We start from the raw sequence: 19,883 nt of genomic DNA, 5'->3' as shown, positions 1-19,883 counted from the left end.
AATGATCGGCTGTTTGGGCATATAGGCATTTAATCCGTATTAACTGGGTTTAGAGAAAGGATTCATAACGTTGTTGGAAAGAGGATTCCATCTCCACTTGTCGTGCAAGTTGCTGCTGTACCTTTGCACCGCGAATCGTCTGAAGTTCCTGAAGTTGTGCAGTGGAACTGAATTGATCTGCAGCCATTTGGACAAGTAATTCGGAGAGCACATCCGCATCTTCGAGCGCGGCATTAAGTCCAAACGCACCGGTTGGTGTCATGGTATGAGCGGCATCACCGATGAGTACAACATTGTCCTGTGCCCACGACGGGCAATAGCTGCTTTCGACAGATAACAGAACAAAATCACTCCAGCTCTGAATGTTGGCAGCTACAGAATCAGACAGGCAAGGAAAAGCAGATACAAGTTTATCTACAAAAGGAGAAATCGGCTGCTCTCGCAGCTTGGAGTAAGCTCCTTCGGGAATGTTCCATCCAATCTGAACATAACCGCCGAACTGTGAGAACAGTGCGAGCTGTTGACCATCCATGCTGGCCATTCGAACAGCGGGTTCCCAACCTAAAGGTGCCGGTATGCGCGCCCAGAGCAGATCATACCCATGCTTGCGAATCTCCGGGGTCATACCGGAATGTTTGCGTACAGCAGAGTATCTGCCATCAGCACCCACAATTACAGATGCTTCAATGGAGGCAGGAACACCTTTCTGCCGAATGTTAATACCAACGACCTGGCCGTTCTTGTCTCGTAACAAACCGGTCATAATCGTATTGAATAGTACTTGTTCATATGAACTGTGCTGCTGAGCGTGTGATACGATGGCTTCCAGGAGATGATTTTGGGGTACATGAATCCCGACATGAGATTCTTCATTACCCGGTAGTACCGTATGAATAATCTGCCCATTTTCCCAATACTGAATCTGCTCCAAGAGCAGCGCTCCGCGTTCCTGAATGAGGGAATAGATGCCGTGTTTATTTAAGATGGCTTCGCCGTCCACATTAAGCAACTCCCCGCGAAACGACTTGTGCAGGTGGGGCTGCCGCTCAATGAGCATCGTGGAGATTCCTTTTTGATTCAGTAAATAAGAAAGCAAAGCACCGCCAGGTCCCGCGCCGACGATGCAAACGTCCGTTTTGAGTTGTGATTGTGTATTCTGATTCATGTGCATAAGTCCCTTGCATTATAATGGTGACGCTTTATTTACTTTATAACAACAGATTTATTAAAATCATTAAGTAACTAAAAGTAACTTTAAAGATATAGGTTATTATAATCAAACCCGTTGCCATAATGCAATAGGGTGAAACCCAAAATAAAACAAGAGTCTTGCAGTCAACGATAGGGTGTCGGATACAAGCGCATTTTTCACAAACATCATAGTGTAAATATGTTACAATATAAGGTAGGTTATGATGAAAGGCAGGAGGAACGTTTATGAGCCCGGATACGGAGCGAAACTCTCAATTGGCAAACGTAGATCAATTGTTGGAGGCCTTCTTCAGATATAAAAACAAAGTATTGGATCAGCAGCAGAAGACCGAAACCAACTGTAAACTGAATCCGACAAAAAGTCATATATTGGGCATGATTTTACGTGAAAAACGCTGCATGGCGGTTGATGTGGCTAGACAACTCAGTTTGTCTTCCGGCGCAACCACCATTGTACTGAATCAACTGGAGACGGAAGGGTTGATCCAGCGGGTGCGCAGTGAAGAAGACCGGAGAATTGTGTGGCTGTCCTTAACGGATGAAGGCGCGCAGCTTGCCAAGACACTTAATGCGAATCGCGGCCGAATGACGTGGGAATTGTTGCAAGCACTTTCCGAAGAGGAGCAACAGCAGATGTTTGGCATGCTGAAGAAAATTGAACTGAAACTGCTGGAGAACATGAAGTCGTTTGAGCAGATCCACCGATAGTCCAGATATGACTTGATCCTTGAAGACGTCAGTCCTCATGAGTTCGTCCCTAATTGCGGAGGGATGAACCTTGAAGACTGGCGTTTTTGAGTTGATTACAAATGAAAGCGAACCACATGATCCGTTAAGCCTTCCTGGATCAAAACTTCTTTTTGTTTGCTGCCCATCAGGTCAAAGTGAGGAAAGGGCTGCCGCCGATGAATGTATCGCGGGTCCAGACCATGATCGTTGCACCAACGTTCGAGACGTTCCAGATCTGCACAGCCAACTTTGGTGACACTGGTGATACCGGGGAATCGGTTGTCAATCCAGAAATGAGTGAGGTACGCAATTTCACCACGAGCCACTTGTTCCTTCCACGCAGCAAGCTCCTGTCGTTTAATTCCAAATGCCATAGATGTAAGTTCCTTTCCAAACGGGTATTGTCCTGAGCATATTGTAACATCTTATATACAGAATCCATCAGAATTCTTCAATCTATATAAGTTAACTAAAGATTATTTACACTGACACTACGATGACAGAATAACCTTCCAATCGCTGTTATCCCCTGATTTTTTTTGATTCCCTTTTCCAAAGGGGAAAATCCGGTGATAAAGGCGAACGCTTTGCTTTTTCAGGTTTTTTCTGTCCTCTCCGTTATCGTGTAAATGAATAGTTCAAATTATATTGACTAGTTTGTGACCAGTTAAATGGGCATATGAATATGACAACATTTTTATAACAAAGACTGGATTATGTTAAAATAAACCTATACAACAAAGGTTTCACCACTTCTATAGCGGAAAGGGAATGTCATCATGGAAATATTTATTGCCGTACTTGTGTTACTGGTACTGATTGGTTTATCCAATATTTTAAACCGGTTTGTACCCTTTATTCCCATTCCGCTCATTCAAATCGTGCTTGGTGTAGCTATAGCTTTGCTTCCCGCAGGTGTTCACCTGCCGTTGAATCCGGAATTGTTCTTTGTACTGTTCATCGCACCTTTGTTATACAACGATGGTAAGCGAACGCCAAGGAATGAATTATGGAATCTGCGTGCACCGATACTTCTGCTTGCACTAGGGCTTGTATTCGTGACGGTGGTCGTGGCGGGATATGCCATTCACTGGCTGATTCCTTCGATTCCGTTACCTGCTGCTTTTGCTCTTGCAGCCATACTGTCTCCGACAGACGCTGTGGCCGTTGGCGCCATGGCAGGGCGGGTACATTTGCCCAAAGGCATACATAGGCTTCTTGAAGGTGAAGCATTAATGAATGATGCATCTGGCCTCGTGGCCTTTAAATTCGCGATTGCAGCCACGGTAACAGGTGTGTTTTCCCTGGCGCAGGCAACCTTCAGTTTTATTCTGATTGCGATTGGCGGACTTCTTGTTGGGGCATTGTTATCTTTTTTGTTAATCAGGCTCGGGGTATGGATCCGTAGACTGGGCATGGAGGATGTGACCATTCACATGTTGCTGCAAATCCTGACGCCATTTATCATCTATCTGGTGAGTGAAGAAATTGGGGTATCAGGTATTCTTGCGGTAGTGGCAGGCGGTATTATCCACGCCATTGAGCGTGACCGCGCTGAATCGGTTCAGTTGAAAATGCAGGTGGTATCTGCGAGCACTTGGTCAGTCATTTTATTTATACTAAATGGTCTGGTGTTTGTTATTCTCGGTGTACAGGTCCCGGATGTGCTGAGCACCATTTTTGAAAACGTTTCGTTTAATAATCTGCAGGTGTTGGGATACGTGGGCTTGATCTCGGTGTTACTGCTGGTTCTGCGCTTTCTCTGGATCTATCTGTTCTGGCAAGGGAATGAATTGCTGCGTACCAAATCTTCAATTGGCAGACCTAGATTCAAGGATATAACGATCATTTCCCTCTCTGGGGTGCGGGGGGCAGTAACATTGGCGGGTGCGTTCTCCATTCCTTATGTGCTTCAGGATGGATCACCTTTCCCTGAACGGGATTTGATTATTTTCCTCGCGGCAGGAGTTATCCTCTTCTCTCTGATTGCGGCGAGCGTGTTTCTTCCAGTTCTGGCCAAAGACGATGGGAAATCCACAGAAGAAACACCGCAGAAGTCAGAACGAAAAGCGCATGACATTATGCTGAATGCGGCCATACGAGCTGTCAAATCCGAAATGAACGATGAGAACAAAGCTGCGGCACTCGCGGTCGTCTCAGATCTGTCTAAATACATCAGGCAGGCCGCAGGTCAGCTTACCGCCGATAAACGCAAAGATATTCAGAAACAAGAAACGGCTATTAACCTGATTGCCACCCGGGCGGAGCGTAAAGAAGTTGAAGTAATGCTGGACGAAAATGCAATTGCTTCTGATGCGGCCTTCAAATGTGACAGCTGGCTGGATCGCAAGGAAATGATGCTGGCGAATCGCACAAATACTCAGTTCATGACTTCTATCAGCGAGATCGGGCGTGTGTTAGGACATCTGTTCACCAACCGGTCCGAGAAGCCGAACCAACCATTCATGCTTGAAAATGCAGAACTGTTCCGTCAGGTGAAGTTACGTACCTCTGAAGCAGCCATTAAGGCCATTCGTGCCCATATGAACGATGGGAATCGAGTTGTCGCACTGTCGGTCATTGCCAAGTATGAGCGTGTAATTGCCAAATTGCGCACCTGGAACCAGGGTAAAACGGAAGATCCGTTTAATCAGGAGAAGCTGGAGTTGCAGATGGTGGCCATTCAGGAACAGCGCAATACGGTTCAGCAACTGTATGAAAACGGCGAAATCACACGTGATGTGGCTGCCAAACTGCGCCGTTTTATTAACGACGTTGAAGCGACTGCGCTGAAAAATACCTAATCCGATAAACCCGATATTTTAAATATGCTAAATGGTTTGATATAATATGTAACAAGAAACACGCATCATTACAGAAATGTACTTATATCGATCAGTGAAGGAGAGATGAGACATGGCAGAACAACAAATCCGGTTGGGCAAGACGGATCTGATCGTGAATCCCATTGGACTGGGTGCGAATGCAGTAGGCGGACATAATATCTATCCGGACATGCTGAATGATGAGACGGGTAAGGAAGTGGTTCGTACAGCTTTGAAACAAGGTATTAACTTTGTGGATACGGCATACATCTATGGACCTGAGCATTCCGAACGACTGATCGGTGAAGTATTGAAGGAAACCGGTCAGCGGCAGAATACCATCATTGCAACCAAGGCAGCTCATAAATTAGTGGATGGCAAAATTGTCATAGATAACTCACCTGCTTTTCTGAAAACAGCCGTGGATGAGGCGTTGAAACGTCTGCAAACCGATTACATTGATCTGTTCTACATCCACTTTCCGGATGAACATACGCCTAAGGATGAAGCGGTAGATGCGTTAAAACAATTAAAAGACGCTGGCAAAATTCGTGCCATTGGCGTATCTAATTTCTCCATTGATCAGTTGCGTGAAGCCAACAAGGACGGGCATGTAGACGTACTGCAATCTGAATATAATCTGTTCAAAAGAGATGCGGAGAAAGAGCTGTTGCCGTATACGGCTGAACATAACATTTCTTTTGTTCCTTACTTCCCTCTGGCAGCGGGACTGCTGGGCGGGAAATATAATCGTGATACAACCTTTCAGGATGGACGGGCAAAGAACCCGCTGTTCACAGGTGAAGCTTTTATTGAAAATCTGGATAAAGTTGAGCAACTGCGCAGCATAGCACAATCCAAGGATGTTGAGGTCGCTCATCTGGTTCTGGCCTGGTACCTGACTCAGCCTTCTATTGATGCATTGATTCCGGGTGCTAAGCGACCGGAGCAGGTCATTAACAATCTGCAAACATTAAATGTAGAATTAACTGCGGAGGAAATTGCAGTCGTGGATCAGATCTTTCGTTAATGAGTTCGGGTGAATCGGGAAATGCTAACAGGGAGTTTATGTATGAAGACAAAGTGAGGACACCACATGAACCTGAAGGCAGCCCGAGTCATCGGAATGTTCACGCTAATTATTTTGCTAGGTAGCAGTTCTGCCTATGCAAAGCCTGTACAGAAGAACCGTCAGTATTATGAGGAACGAGGAGAGATTGTGTGGGAAGTTCCCACACAGGATAAACTCATCGCCCTTACCTTTGATGATGGGCCAGATCCGATTCAGACTCCGCAGATCCTGGCTTTGTTACAGCAGTATCATGCTAAAGGAACTTTTTTTGTACTTGGCAAATGGGCAGATAAATTTCCTGAACTGATTAAGCAGGAACAGCTCGAAGGGCATGAAATCGCCAACCATACGTATGCGCACACGTATGCAGTTCGATCAACTAGTGCGGACAAGTACATGAAGGATATGAACGAAGCGGAAAGTTCCATTATTAAAGCTGGCGCGGAGCGTCCCCTGTTGTTCAGACCACCGGGCGGCTATTACAATGACATGGTCATCCAGGCTGCCAAACAAAAAGGGTATACCATTGTACTCTGGTCTTGGCATCAGGATACACGGGACTGGGCTTCTCCAGGTGTATCGGCCATTGTTAAAAAAGTACTGAATAACGCGCGCAATGGGGATATTGTACTCTTCCACGATAAGGTGGAAGGCAAGTCCCATACGGTAGCTGCACTTAAAACAATCCTACCGAAGTTACAGCAGCAGGGATATCGATTCGTGACGGTGTCTGAGCTGCTTGCTGTGAAGGCACGCGAAGCTACGAAGGATGGAACTTCGCCTTCGTCTATTTTGAAGCATGTGCAGCCCTGAACATGACCAATCCAATTAGAAACCGTAGGTCTCAGATAAAGAGACCTGCGGTTTCTTTATCTTGGTCTTCATATCAACCATGGAATCAGGCGTAGGGGGTTATTGCCGTGTCCCTTTTGTTTTGAAACCAAAACGTCTACAATAGATGGAGCTTTGAGTTTAAGGGTTATATAGTATACATGGTATGAATTACGACATAGAGGAGAGTGAACATAATGAATGGACAACAACGTGTAAATATTAAGCCAGGTCTGGAAGTGGACATTGTGCTGAAGCAGGATCAAGCTACAGGTAAGCTGACACGTGGCATTGTGAAGGATCTGTTAACCAAGTCACCTACACATCCACACGGAATCAAAGTACGACTAACGAGTGGTCAAGTGGGACGTGTGAAACAGTTCATTACAGGAGGCTCGAACTAACTGTGGTCCAAGGCGGGGAGATGAGTACTACCGCAGAAGTAATGGCACATCTGGCATCGGGTAATACACGTCAGCAGGACGCCTATCATGTGTTACAGAGCAGTGGATTACTTGATATATTAGCTGACTATCACCCATATCCAGCAGGAACGGTGCCAATTGATATTGATATTCCGGGCAGTGATCTGGATCTGCTGTGTTATGCAGAGGATCTGGATGTGTTTGAAGCCGAGATACACAATCGAATCGGAGCCGTTGCTGAGTTTCAATGTGTACGTGGTGGGGATCTTCAAGACCAACGTCCTTATGTGACTTGTAATTTGCAAGTGGGACATTGGCCTGTGGAGATTTTTGCCCAATCCGTGCCAGTTTACAGGCAGAATGCATACCTACATATGATCGTAGAGTGGAGATTGCTGCAAGTGTGGGGAGACGCGGGACACCGTGAGATCCGCAGACTGAAACAGGCAGGGTGGAAGACGGAGCCTGCTTTTGCTTCTGTACTTGGATTACAGGGAGATCCCTATGTGGACATGCTGCATCTGGCAGAGATGAAACGTGAAGATCTCTGGAACTGGGCACGTTCACGCACGTCTTTTTAAAATGTCTATTTGAGATGAACTAATTATTTACACGATAACGGAGAGGACAGAAAAAACCTGAAAAAGCGAAGTGTTCGCCTAAGAGCTTTCTGAAAGAAAGCTACATCGGAAGCATATGCTTATTACCGTATTTCCCCTTGGGAAAGGGGATCAAAAAAATCTGGGAATAACAGCGATTGGAAGGTGCTTCTGTCATCGTAGTGTCAGTGTAAATAACCTTTGGTCAGATTAGAAAGATGGCTACAATTGTTGTTACCGTAAGTCCCAGCAGTACAGGCTTCAGGTTGCGTCTTGCAAGTTCAAAAGGATTGACGCCGCAGATTGCAGCAGCAGGAATCAATGCCCATGGAATCAAGGTTCCGCCACCTACCCATATGGCTGCAACCTGACCGAGTGCTGTCAGCACAGGTGCGGAATCTGCCGATCCTGCAAACATGGACGCAATCGAGCCAACCAGGGATATCCCAGAGAACCCCGAACCATCCATTCCGGTCACTGCTCCGGTCACCGTCATTGTAATGGCGCCCACCGTATCATTTAATGGCACCAGCCCAGCAAGTGCAACCCCGAGATCATTCACAATCCCGTGTGAACCTTCAGGAAGAGGGTTGATGAACAACTCCGTAATCGCAGCATCTCCCAGATAAAAAAATGCGGCTATGGGAATAACCGGTCCAAACACCTTGAAACCAAACTGAAATCCTTCTATTAAATAATTGGTCGTTTCCTCTGGTCCCGCATGTCGGTGTGCGGCAAGGGTAACGGCGATCAGTATAACCACAGCGGTTCCGCCAATCAGAGCTGTTGCGTCGCCGCCTTGCAATTTCAATACAAACATCAGAATCACATCAACTGCGAATAACAGAGGGATAAGCAGAGCGAATGCTTTTTGTAAACGGAGTGACATGGCTTGACGTTCAACAGGCTGATCAGTGGGTAGGGAGGTGGACACAGCCTCTGATGAAGAAGAAGGTTCCGTGCTCGCGGTACCTGATGTAACGTTTGGGGAATGAGCAGGTGAGCCTGATTTCATCTCTTTGCGCAGCATCCAGAAGGCTGTAAGTGTAGATACGGTGCCCATGACAATGACCAGAGGTATGCTGGCCGTCATGACGGAAGTAACCGGTATACCGGCTGCATCGGCCGTAAGTTTGGGAGCCCCCTGAATAATGTAATCTCCCGACAGCGCAATCCCATGTCCAAACAGGTTCATGGCAATGGCAGCTCCAATCGGAGGAAGACCTACACGCACGGCTACAGGAAGCAGTACTGCACCAACGAGTGCTACGGCTGGCGATGGCCAGAAAAATAGCGATACTACCATCATGATCAATCCGATACCCCAATACGCGACCTGAGGAGAACGGATAAACCGGGTGACAGGTGTTACCATGACCTCATTAATGCCGGTTCTGATCAGAACACGGCTCATCGCCACAATAATCGAGATGATAAAGATCGTACTTAACAATTCTTTTGTTGCATAGATAAAACTGCTGAAGATCCCAGCAACTGACCCGCTTAAGGTTTCGGTTGCCAGAAGTCCAATGGTCATAATACCCGCGACACAGATGATGGTAGTATCCCTGCGCCGGATCATTACCGCAATAATCAAGACGATAAATGCCAGATAGACATAGTGTAACGCAGTGAGTTGAATGTTCATCGAACAGGCCTCCCTACATCCTGGTGACTAACCCAAGGAGTGATATATCGTATGCATGTCAAGATCGGGCGTTCGTGGAGTCCGGGGCTTGCCGCAGCATTTATTTTTAGGGAGAAGCATCTGAGCTATAAATGAAGGATTTTTTTTACAACTGGAGAATTTATTACTACATGAAGCTTGTTACTCTTGAAATTGGAGCGGATGGAAGTCACCAGAATTGATATGTGAAGGTCACGGGACCCCATAGACAGTGGCAAGCAGGGGTGATTACAATAAACATGCCATCATAAGGAAGAAAATAGAAAAAAACTATGTTGAAATAAAGTGTGTGTTCAATAAGTCTGGTTTCAGTACAGTGGACTTTTTGAACTACCTCTAAAAGGGCGGGAATCCATAATCCATGAGCTTTATCCGTTCACTTCGTTTTAAATTTATAGTGGGTCTTACATTGATCATGCTGCCATTATTCATGCTGCTTTATTACAACAACGTCTACGCCATGAAAGTTGTACGTGACAAAGTATCCCTCACCAATATGAATCATCTCGCCAAGAGTGTGGAGCAGAATGAACGTGTTTTACAGGAGACGAATCGGTATTTATATAGTCTGGGCGAGCGGGACCCGGATATTATCTCTCTGTTTTTTCTGAAATACGGCAGCGGCGATTATATCATTGCAAAGCAACGGATTATGAACAAATTCATGACAGATATCGGTTTTTATAATCTAATCGATTCTTTTTTTCTATATGATGCCGTGAATGATGATCTGCTGCTCGCCACTTCAGGCAATTATGATGTCAAAAAGTCGGTTGTGCAGGAGAGTATGCCAGTCCAGATGCAACAATTGGAAGGGGATATCCAGAAGCCGGAATGGAGCATCGTGCGTGGCGGGACGTGGAATGCACTGGTGAAAACAGTGCGAATCAACCAGCAGTTCTATGCAGGTGCACTTGTCGATATGAATGCACTGAATCATACACAACAATTCACTGAATCTGGAGATCGGGGAGGCGCAGTCATTGTTGGAACAGATGGTGGGGCACTATCGGATTCCACATTAAATACTGCACAGATTCAGCTGGCTGCAGCGCATCTTACCGGCCTGAAGAATCCGTATCAGGTGATCTCTGAAGTTGTGAACAAGGGAGAAGCACGTCAATATTTGATGTTGGGTATTGCCTCGGCCATGTCCGAGATGAATTATATCGTGCTGCTGCCTGAGGAAGACATGATGCGTAACCTCCCGTTTTTCCAGCAGATCATTCGTCTGCTTCCCATTGGTGCGGCAGTAATTCTGGTTACTGCACTGATCTTTTTGCGGCATCTGTTATTCCGCCCGATGAATGCGTTAATCCGAGGCATGAGAAGGGTCAGCCGTGGAGATCTCGATGTGAAGCTGGACCCGCCATCTTCTTCGGAGCTTGAATTTATGACACGAAGTTTCAATCAAATGACCAGTGAGATCAGGCATCTGAAGATTGATGTGTATGAGGAACAGTTGCGGACGCGGGAGGCAGAGTTTAAACAACTGCAGATGCAGATCAATCCTCACTTTTACCTGAATTCACTCAATATTATTCATAGTCTGGCTTCCTTGCAAAAACATGAGTTGGTACAGCAGATGGCGGGTCATCTGGCCGATTATTTTCGATTCAGTCTGCGTGCAGGCAAACGTATTATTCGTCTGGATGAAGAGCTGGAGCACATTCGTCATTACTTGGAAATTCAAAAGCTAAGGTTTCCAAGCAGATTCGATTTTGAACTGGATATCGAACCGAATCTGGGACATTATGTGATTCCGCCATTAACCATTCAGCCTTTTGTGGAGAATGCCATTATTCATGGATTTCAGCGCCGGACACAAGCATTTGTCATTCGGATCGTGGCGCGCCTCGGTCAGAAGTCGTCCGGTCAGGTAGATGGGACGGTGCTTCAACTGATGATTGTGGACAATGGCGTCGGATTTGATGAGGAATTGTTGGGGCGTCTGCAACATGGACAATACGCTGAAGACCCGAGTGGACAGCATATCGGTATATGGAACGTGGCTCATCGGCTTTTAGTGAAGTATGGTGATCAAGCCAGTTTGCAGTTTGGCAATGAGGTGGATCATGGCGCCAAAGTCATCATTGATTTACCCGCTCAGACTGAAGAGGAAGAAGGGGGAGCCTATGCGGAACCTGTTGATTGTGGATGATGAAGTGTATGCATTACAAGCAATGGTGGAAGGAGTCGATTGGCAAGCAGCAGGCATTGACCAGGTATACAGTGCTGGTGATGCCGAAGAGGCAAGAAAGATTTTAAAGGCTAATACTATTGATATCATGATCTGTGATATCGAGATGCCTGGTGAAACAGGGCTTGACCTGCAAAGTTGGGTGTTAAAGCATGATCCAGGCATACTGACCATTTTCCTGACAGGGCACGCTTTATTCGATTATGCTCAGACAGCCATTAAGCTAAGCAGCTTTGATTATGTGTTGAAGCCTGCTTCAGCGGATCAATTGATTAAGGTAGTAACCCAGGCGGTGGAGAAGATCAAGGATGGGGAGCAGCGTACCCGTACCAACAAAGTTTATGAGACCGTATACAAACGCTGGAAAACCCATAAACCGCTACTGACGGAACGCTTCTGGAAAGATGCCATCTCTCAGCGTATCACGTTAACCGAACAACGGTTGCAAGAGCTCGCAGAACTGTATGGTGCCGAGATTGATCCGAAGGCTCGTGTGTTACCCATTGTGATCTCGGTAGAGGAATGGGTGCGTGACTTTGATTTGCGTGACGAAGAGGTATTGGAATATGCCCTTCGTAATGCAGCCAAAGAGATGCTGCTTGACGACAAGCCCGGTGAGGTGTTTCAGGATCAAAGTGGATTAAATATTGTGCTTGCTTATGAGCAAGATGGCATCATTCCGAGTGCGAGCGAAGTGGCACAACGTTGTCAGGGGTATATTCAGGAATGTGGTACGTATTTCTACTGTCGGTTGTCCTGTTATGTTGGTGCCCCGGTTGCTGTAACTGAGCTGCAAGGCATGTTAAATGAGCTGATGGATATGGAACGGCGCAATATTAAGGAGCTTGAAGAAGTATTTGTCTATGATGAGCGGGGAAGAGATCAGGAAGATCGCTTTTTGCCTATTCCATGGTTTTCGGAATTATCTATTCTTTTTGAGACGGGTAAAGTAGGGGATTTGCGAGAACGTGTGGATGAGATTTTTGAGTTGCTTGCTGCACAGGAGGGTTTGTCTCCTGAAATGCTGCATCTCTACTATCATGCCATGCTGCATGTGGTATATCCGTTGCTTCATCAGAAAAACGTGTCAATACGCAGTCTTTACCCGGGTGAACGGGAGCCGGAAGAGAGTATGGTGACAAGGTCGTTGCCGCAGTTGAAGCAATGGACGTCGGATCTGATTGATCGTGTTATCCCGGTGTTGTACCCGGACGATCATAGCCCCATGACCATTGTGGATCAGTTGTGCGTTTATATTGAAACTCATATTGGTGAAGAACTTATGCGAGAGGAACTTGCAGCTTTTGCCGGATTCAATCCCGCTTATCTATCACGTCTGTTTCGGAAAGAGAAGGGGATGTCCCTATCTGAGTTTATCCTGCAGGGCAGAGTAGCCAAAGCGAAGACATTGTTGTCCCAGTCCACCGTGAAGGTGACGGATATCGCTGGCAAGGTGGGGTACTATAATTACTCGCATTTCACCAAAATGTTCAAAAAGTGCACGGGTATAACGCCACAGGAGTTTCGAAAACAGTCACGTACCGTTTAAATCTGGGCGCAGCATGCTGCGTCTTTTGTTTTTTTTGGTACTAAAGTCATAATTTGATAAGTCAACAGGTCACCACAGCAGATAGAGGTCTCATTCGCCCCGCCGTATACTTGAACCACAGGAGCCGCAACGGAGCTTCATCCTGAGGAAGAATTCAAGAGGAGTGAGGGAGAACAAGTTATGAAGACACAACCCCAGGCGGGTAAGGGAGTACGAATATCGGAAATACCGGGAGAAACAGTCCGAAAGCGCAAGTCGGTGTGGCACAATCTTGGCAAATTCAAGGTGCTGTATCTCATGTTCTTGCCAGGTGTCCTGTTTCTGCTGGTGAACAACTATATGCCGATGTTCGGCGTTCTGATCGCATTCAAAAATGTAAACTATGCTGATGGTATTTGGGGTAGCCCATGGAGTGGATGGGACAATTTCAAATATTTGTTCTCAACCAGTGATGCATGGGAAATTACCCGAAATACACTCGCGTATAACACGGTGTTCATTGCACTGAATCTCTTTGTAGGTGTCGGGCTTGCTATTCTGCTCAATGAAGTGAAAAACAAGGCAATGTCCAAGTTATATCAATCACTTATGTTATTACCGTATTTCCTGTCCATGATTGTGGTCAGTTATCTGGTACTGGCTTTCCTGGGCAAGGATTCAGGCTTCATGAACTCAACGATTCTGCAGATGTTCGGCGGTCAGCCGATCGACTGGTATTCAGAGCCGAAGTATTGGCCGTATATTTTGCCACTGGTGAACACATGGAAAAATATTGGTTATTATGCGGTCATCTATCTGGCAGCTGTCGTGGGTATCGATGAAGAATATTATGAAGCAGCTGTGCTTGATGGAGCAACCAAATGGCATCAGATACGCTTCATTACCATTCCGTTTCTCGTCCCATTAATCGTCATTATGACGTTATTGCAAATTGGCCGTATATTCTATGCAGACTTCAGTCTGTTCTACCAGGTTCCACTGGAATCAGGAGCGCTGTTCCCTGTAACGAATGTACTGGATACCTACGTATATCGTACGTTCCTTATCGGTGGAGATATCGGGATGTCATCAGCAGCCGGTCTATACCAAGCAATCGTTGGATTTGTGCTGGTTCTTGTATCCAATACCATCGTAAGGCGAATAGATAAAGATAATGCATTATTTTGAGAGGAGGCAAGTCAGCTGTGAAATCACGTGATCCACTAGCCGTATCGAAGCGTTCCGCATCCGTTATTCATGCGATGTTTCTATTCTATGCCATTGCCTGTATCGTGCCGATCCTACTTGTCTTCGCCATCTCATTTTCGGACGAGACAACAGTAATTGCCAATGGATATAAGCTTATTCCAGAGAAATTCAGCCTGACGGCTTATGAGTTTCTGTTCAGAGATATGGATCAGATCATTCACTCGTATGGTATATCCTTTATCGTTACCGTTGTAGGTACCATTACAAGTGTTGCGCTGACCGCATTGTATGCGTATCCGCTCTCACGGAGAGATCTGCCTTACCGGGGCTGGTTTGCCTTTTTCATCTTCTTCACGATGTTGTTCAATGGGGGTCTGGTACCTTGGTACCTGGTCTATGTCAACGTATTGGATCTGAAAAACTCCCTACTGGCACTCATTATGCCGCTACTGCTATCCCCATTCTTTGTACTGGTCATGCGTACATTCTTCGCGAACTCCATTCCGGTGTCTATTCTGGAATCGGCTCGGATTGATGGTGCGGGAGAATTGAGAACGTTTGCACGTATCGTGCTTCCGCTCTCTCTTCCCGTAATGGCAACCGTCGCGTTGTTCAGTACATTGAATTACTGGAATGACTGGTACCTTAGCATGATTTTTATATCAGATAACCGGACGATCAGCCTTCAGTACCTTATGTACCGGACGCTGCTCGATATTCAATATTTAACAACCAACTCCAACGTCTCTTCACAGATTTCGTCGCAGGGTGGATTGCTGAATCTGCCTAACAAAACTCTGCAAATGGCGATGGCTGTGGTCGGTATTGGTCCAATTGTACTGGCATATCCGTTCTTCCAGCGTTATTTCATCAAAGGTCTTACGGTTGGCGCTGTGAAGGGATAACTCTGAACCGGTTAGCGGAGTGGGCAAGGTAAATGAAGATGGACTGAAAGGGCATATACAGAAGTAGTTATCGATTTATTTGTGAATTGGGGAATTCGGTTGTATGGTTCAACACATGACAGGAGGGGTTCAATTGGTTAGATCATTAAAGGTATGGTCACGCATGATGGCAACGGTTATGGCGCTGAGCCTGGTGCTGGCAGCTTGCTCATCAGACAAGGGTGGAACAACAACACCTGGCGCAGAAGGCGGAGGAGCAAGTGAAGGTGGGGGCAAACCCTATGAAGTGACACTGTTCTACCCAGGGACACCACAGAAGGATGTCGCTCTGGTAGAAGCCGAGATTAACAAAAAGATGGAACCAAAGATCGGAGCCACGCTTAAGATCAATGCGATTGACTGGGGACAGTGGGATAACAAGCTGAATCTCATGATTTCCTCAGGTGAAAAATCAGACATTATCTTCACAGCAGCTTGGCAGAACTACACGGTGAATGTAGCTAAAGGCGCATTCTTGCCCTTGAATGATCTGCTTGATGCACATGGTCAGGATATTAAGAAAAACCTGGACCCTGCCTTTCTGGAAGGTTCCCAGGTGGACGGCGTGAATTACGGCGTTCCTACGAATAAGGAACTCGCGGCCACACGTGGTGTGTTGGTACGTAAAGATCTGGCTGACAAGTATAAGCTGGACCTGACAGCTGTAAAAACTTGGGCTGATCTGGAGCCTCTTCTCAAAACAATCAAGGAAAACGAGCCAGCCATCACACCATTCTATATGTCCAATACCAATGGTAACGGGCTGTTAGAGAATCTGGATTGGGATTATCTCGGTGATGCTTCCGTACCTGGAGTCATCTCCAAAACAGCAGGCGGAACAACGGTGCTGAATGAAGTGGAGACCCCTGAATTCAAAGAAGCGGCTGAACTCGCTCGCAAGTGGTATCAAGCGGGATATATCAACAGTGATGCTGCTACGTCCAATGTGTTCCCGAAAGACCAGGCGAAGGCTGGAAAAGCGTTTCTCTGGACAGATGGCATGAAGCCAGGCAAGGATAAAGAAGAAGAAGGGTATGTGGGTTTCCCACTCACTCAGATTGAGATGACACAGCCGACAATCACGACGGGTGATGCATCTGGAGCGATGCTCGCGATCTCCCGTTCTTCAGAGCAACCGGAGAAAGCAATGCAGGTCATTAACCTGCTGCATTCCGACAAGGAAATTAACAACTTGCTGAACTTCGGAATTGAAGGTACACATTATGTGAAAAAAGACGGACAGGATAATATCATTGCTCTCCCTGATGGCGTAGATGCCAACAGTCGTACCTACAATCCAGGTGCACAATGGCAACTGGGTAACCAATTCCTGAACTTCCTCTGGGATAATGAAGATCCACAGAAATGGGAGAAGTTCAAAGAGTTTAACGCCAAAGGTGTGAAGTCGCCAGCACTGGGCTTTACGTTCAACAGCCAATCTGTCAAAAATGAAATTGCGGCGGTCAACAACGTGAACAAACAGTTCAAGCCGGGTATGACATCGGGCGCCGTTGATCCAAATGAGATGATTCCGAAATATCTGGAGAAATTGAAAGCAGCGGGAATTGATAAAATTATTGCAGCCAAACAGGAACAACTTGATGCATTCTTGTCTAAGCAATAAATGATCGTCAGCCATGACAGAGAGACCTGTGTTATTACAAGCTCTTGTCAGCGGTGAAAATGGAGGACGTTTTCGGTGAACAGCCGAAGACGTTCTTTTTATTGTTGTTTTTTGGATTTGGATTGTTAATCATAAATAGGAAAAATATGATACAATAAGGTGGTTGATTAGGGGGTGTTCGTGTGTCGAGAATCAGACTTGTGTTCTCAGGGGCTTTATTGCTATTTGCTATCATCTTTACATTTAACCATCATCTTGGTTTTTCTGTTGGAGATACCATGCTGTCAGCAATAGGTATATCACCGTATACTACATCATATTTAAGTGGTGTACATATCACACTTTTCCTGGGGATGGGGATCTTCGCTTGCGGCTTTTACCTTACACGCAAAGAAATCGGGAAATCATTCCCCGGTCTTGCAAAAGGGTTATGGATCGTAGTTATCGCTATCATTCTCAGTTATTCGTACATGACGGATAAATTCATGTATATAGCCAAGTGGGGAGCTACAGGCATTAATGCGGTATCCTATGTACAGAATGCAAGCTCTTGTACCTTTAACGTGCTGAAAACGGGTGAGACCCGAGCCACCTGTGACCTTACACTCAAAAATTACGGCAGAGATTCGGTATCCGCCGTGTTATTGCCTGATCTCGCACGCAGTTATAAGTTTAAGGACGATCCACTGTTGGAAGCCTTGCAGTCTGTCCAGTTAAGGCCGGTACATGTTGAGATTGAACCCCATGGAACGTTTACAGGCAAGTTGGAGTTTTACGGGAAAGCGGAATCCCCTCTGTTCGTCAATGGAAAACTTATGGATATTGTGCTGGATGTAGGCGTGGATGGAGCGAATACGGTATTTGATTATGATATTCCATAGTTGATATTTTTATAGTAAAAAAGAATAATTACATAAACAGAAGTGGAATAAGGTTTGAGTAGAATAGAAGGATCAAGGCATATACTGAAATTAGAGAGAGCTGGCTAATCGCTGGCTCTTTTTGTGCGTGGAAGTTGCAATTAGTGCAGAAATGTTGGTTTTATCTCCTTCCCCCTTGAATTGGTAACGCTTACGCTAGATAATGAATCGGTTTGCCTCAAAAAAATAGTTTGTCTTTAGCGCTTACATCATTACAATTAATGTCACGACAAATTTAGACAAGGTGAGATGAAAAGATGTCATATCGGACAAACCTGTTTTCCAAAATGGTCATTCTTATTCTGATTATGCTGATTCCTGTAGTGCTTTTGTACTGGTACTCCAATCACAAAACAACAGCTGTTCTCAGAGATGAGTTGAATCGATCAAATAGTAACCAGCTTGAATTTTTCCAAAATCAAGTGAACACACACATCGAACTGTTATCCTCATGGCCGAATCTGCTCATACATGATCCTGATATCGGCAGCTTCCGGCGAATCTATGCGGACAGTAACTACTTTGATCTGGATGCGATCAACCTGGTCAAACGTATTCAGAATAAGCTGAGTATTCAGGAAAGTTCATCCAATTGGGCTACAAAGTTATATCTGTATTCTCCTTCGCTGGGAAGGGTGGTTTCCGAAAGGGACGCACGTTCTTACGATAAAGAAGCGCTAAGGGAAAATATCATTTCCGGCTGGGATGTACGCAAAATTCAGGATGGGGAAGATGATCGGTTCATGTTTAGCTGGATTACGGTATCTCCATACGGTATTAAGGACCCAGCTAATAATGCGGAAACGATTATTAAACTGGAGTTTGATAGTGATAACATTCGGGATATGCTGGACAAATTCAAGGACGATGGCAGGCATGACCCCTTCTATTTCCGTGAAGAATCGGGGGTTATCTATAATCGGACTTCAGATCGTTCATTAACGAATCAGTTGATGGAAGAACTGTCCGCCCACAAACTTCAGGACGTTGATAATCGTACAGTAGTGATCGGGGACGAGCCTTACATGGTTAACACCGTGAAATCCAGTACAACAGGCTGGTATTTGGTGGACTACATGCCGCTATCAGATATTCTGAAGCCCATTCATCAATCGAATATGCTGTTCTATTCTTCCATGATTTGTTTGTTGTTAATGAGTTTTGGTGTGGCGTATTTGTTCTATGTTCAGGTACAGGTACCAGTGAAACAACTCATTCGTGGGTTCCAGCGGTTGAAGCAGGAAGATTATTCAGTGAGGATTAAGCCAAAAGGCCGCAATGAATTCAGTTTCCTGTCCGAACGTTTCAACTTGATGGTGGAGCAGATCCAGCAGTTATTTGAACACGTTTATCTGGAACAGATTCATGTGCGTGAAGCCCGGTTGAAGCAGCTGCAATCGCAGATTAACCCGCACTTTTTCTATAATTGTTTCTCCTTCATTACAAGTATGGCGAAGCTGAAGCGTATGGACGCTGTTGTAGCGATGTCGCATAATCTATCGCGATATTATCGGTATACGACTAGACAGGAGCGGGACGTGGTACCGTTGACAGAAGAGATTGAATTTGTCAGCTGTTATCTGGAGATCCAACGGATGCGTATGGACCGCATTCACTACAAGATTTATCTGTCCGATGAGATGTTAAGACAGGAGGTTCCTCCACTCATCGTGCAACCACTGGTGGAGAATGCGGTGATTCACGGTATCGAAGCGGACGCGGAAGCCGGAGAAATAAGAGTATCCGGGGAAAAACAGGACGGTGTCATGGTTCTTGTGGTAGAAGATGATGGGCAAGGCATGACGCAGGAGGCACGTGAGGCGCTTCTGAGTAAGCTCAGGGGAACGATGGATCAGGAGATGGGCTGTGGCCTGTGGAATGTGAATCAGAGACTCCAGCTTCGATATGGGGAGCAGGCTGGGCTGGATGTAACGGAATCGGAACTTGGTGGATTACGCGTTACGCTGTCTTGGCCTGCCGAGCAGGAGTTTCTTCTGGAGAATGAAGGATAAGCACCTGGAATATGTAACGCATGATGAACGATGGAATCCATTGGCAGAATGAACGAAATAGGGAGT

Annotated in this window: 16 protein-coding genes; 13 read left to right on the top strand and 3 right to left on the bottom strand. The window is 45.9% G+C overall.

What is annotated here, in order from left to right; all coding sequences use genetic code 11:
* Window positions 1-49: 49 nt before the first annotated feature.
* Window positions 50-1,165 carry an FAD-dependent monooxygenase gene (locus AC6CIF_RS02110; protein WP_253507337.1) on the bottom strand — a complete coding sequence of 372 codons (1,116 nt, stop codon included), beginning with the start codon at window positions 1,163-1,165 and terminating at the stop codon, window positions 50-52.
* Between the two features lie 272 nt (window positions 1,166-1,437).
* On the opposite strand from AC6CIF_RS02110, the gene AC6CIF_RS02105 reads away from it, so the two are divergent.
* Window positions 1,438-1,920 (top strand): MarR family winged helix-turn-helix transcriptional regulator, encoded by a 483-nt coding sequence (locus tag AC6CIF_RS02105; protein WP_036609579.1) that lies wholly within the window; start codon window positions 1,438-1,440, stop codon window positions 1,918-1,920.
* Between the two features lie 95 nt (window positions 1,921-2,015).
* Here AC6CIF_RS02105 and AC6CIF_RS02100 read toward each other — a convergent pair whose 3' ends face one another.
* Window positions 2,016-2,315 (bottom strand): hypothetical protein, encoded by a 300-nt coding sequence (locus AC6CIF_RS02100; protein ID WP_091032117.1) that lies wholly within the window; start codon window positions 2,313-2,315, stop codon window positions 2,016-2,018.
* 405 nt (window positions 2,316-2,720) lie between these two features.
* Here AC6CIF_RS02100 and AC6CIF_RS02095 point away from each other — a divergent pair, with 405 nt between their 5' ends.
* The 5 genes from AC6CIF_RS02095 to AC6CIF_RS02075 all read left to right on the top strand — a co-directional run bounded on the left by AC6CIF_RS02095 (window position 2,721) and on the right by AC6CIF_RS02075 (window position 7,675).
* Complete coding sequence (locus AC6CIF_RS02095; protein WP_498197627.1) at window positions 2,721-4,745, top strand: Na+/H+ antiporter; 2,025 nt, start codon at window positions 2,721-2,723, stop codon at window positions 4,743-4,745.
* 112 nt (window positions 4,746-4,857) lie between these two features.
* The gene (locus tag AC6CIF_RS02090) at window positions 4,858-5,796 is read left to right on the top strand and encodes an aldo/keto reductase (protein ID WP_498197626.1); all 939 of its coding nucleotides are present in this window, start codon (window positions 4,858-4,860) and stop codon (window positions 5,794-5,796) included.
* Window positions 5,797-5,862: 66 nt separating this feature from the next.
* The gene (locus AC6CIF_RS02085; RefSeq protein ID WP_498197624.1) at window positions 5,863-6,651 is read left to right on the top strand and encodes a polysaccharide deacetylase family protein; all 789 of its coding nucleotides are present in this window, start codon (window positions 5,863-5,865) and stop codon (window positions 6,649-6,651) included.
* A gap of 215 nt (window positions 6,652-6,866) precedes the next feature.
* A complete protein-coding gene (locus AC6CIF_RS02080; RefSeq protein ID WP_498197622.1) occupies window positions 6,867-7,073 on the top strand; it encodes a YwbE family protein in 207 nt (68 codons plus the stop codon).
* Between the two features lie 20 nt (window positions 7,074-7,093).
* On the top strand, window positions 7,094-7,675 hold the full coding sequence (locus tag AC6CIF_RS02075; protein ID WP_498197620.1) for a DUF4269 domain-containing protein: 582 nt from the start codon (window positions 7,094-7,096) through the stop codon (window positions 7,673-7,675).
* Between the two features lie 223 nt (window positions 7,676-7,898).
* Here the strand turns inward: AC6CIF_RS02075 and AC6CIF_RS02070 are convergent, their stop codons facing one another.
* A complete protein-coding gene (locus tag AC6CIF_RS02070; protein WP_498197618.1) occupies window positions 7,899-9,341 on the bottom strand; it encodes a hypothetical protein in 1,443 nt (480 codons plus the stop codon).
* 400 nt (window positions 9,342-9,741) lie between these two features.
* On the opposite strand from AC6CIF_RS02070, the gene AC6CIF_RS02065 reads away from it, so the two are divergent.
* The 7 genes from AC6CIF_RS02065 (at window position 9,742) to AC6CIF_RS02035 (ending at window position 19,817) form a co-directional block, all read left to right on the top strand.
* Complete coding sequence (locus AC6CIF_RS02065) at window positions 9,742-11,541, top strand: sensor histidine kinase (protein ID WP_498197616.1); 1,800 nt, start codon at window positions 9,742-9,744, stop codon at window positions 11,539-11,541.
* A complete protein-coding gene (locus tag AC6CIF_RS02060) occupies window positions 11,516-13,129 on the top strand; it encodes a response regulator transcription factor (protein WP_498197614.1) in 1,614 nt (537 codons plus the stop codon). Before AC6CIF_RS02065 ends, AC6CIF_RS02060 begins: the two co-directional genes overlap by 26 nt.
* A 180-nt stretch (window positions 13,130-13,309) precedes the next feature.
* The gene (locus AC6CIF_RS02055; protein ID WP_076208980.1) at window positions 13,310-14,296 is read left to right on the top strand and encodes an ABC transporter permease; all 987 of its coding nucleotides are present in this window, start codon (window positions 13,310-13,312) and stop codon (window positions 14,294-14,296) included.
* Window positions 14,297-14,313: 17 nt separating this feature from the next.
* Window positions 14,314-15,222 (top strand): carbohydrate ABC transporter permease, encoded by a 909-nt coding sequence (locus tag AC6CIF_RS02050; RefSeq protein ID WP_017689303.1) that lies wholly within the window; start codon window positions 14,314-14,316, stop codon window positions 15,220-15,222.
* A 133-nt stretch (window positions 15,223-15,355) separates the two neighbouring features.
* Window positions 15,356-16,885: an ABC transporter substrate-binding protein gene (locus tag AC6CIF_RS02045; protein WP_036609560.1), complete on the top strand. Its 1,530-nt coding sequence runs from the start codon at window positions 15,356-15,358 to the stop codon at window positions 16,883-16,885.
* A gap of 182 nt (window positions 16,886-17,067) precedes the next feature.
* Window positions 17,068-17,766 carry a hypothetical protein gene (locus AC6CIF_RS02040; protein ID WP_498197612.1) on the top strand — a complete coding sequence of 233 codons (699 nt, stop codon included), beginning with the start codon at window positions 17,068-17,070 and terminating at the stop codon, window positions 17,764-17,766.
* 296 nt (window positions 17,767-18,062) lie between these two features.
* Complete coding sequence (locus AC6CIF_RS02035) at window positions 18,063-19,817, top strand: sensor histidine kinase (RefSeq protein WP_498197611.1); 1,755 nt, start codon at window positions 18,063-18,065, stop codon at window positions 19,815-19,817.
* Window positions 19,818-19,883: the final 66 nt, after the last annotated feature.

This window comes from Paenibacillus sp. GQ49 (assembly GCF_059759055.1).
This window is presented reverse-complemented; position numbering and strand designations above follow the sequence as displayed.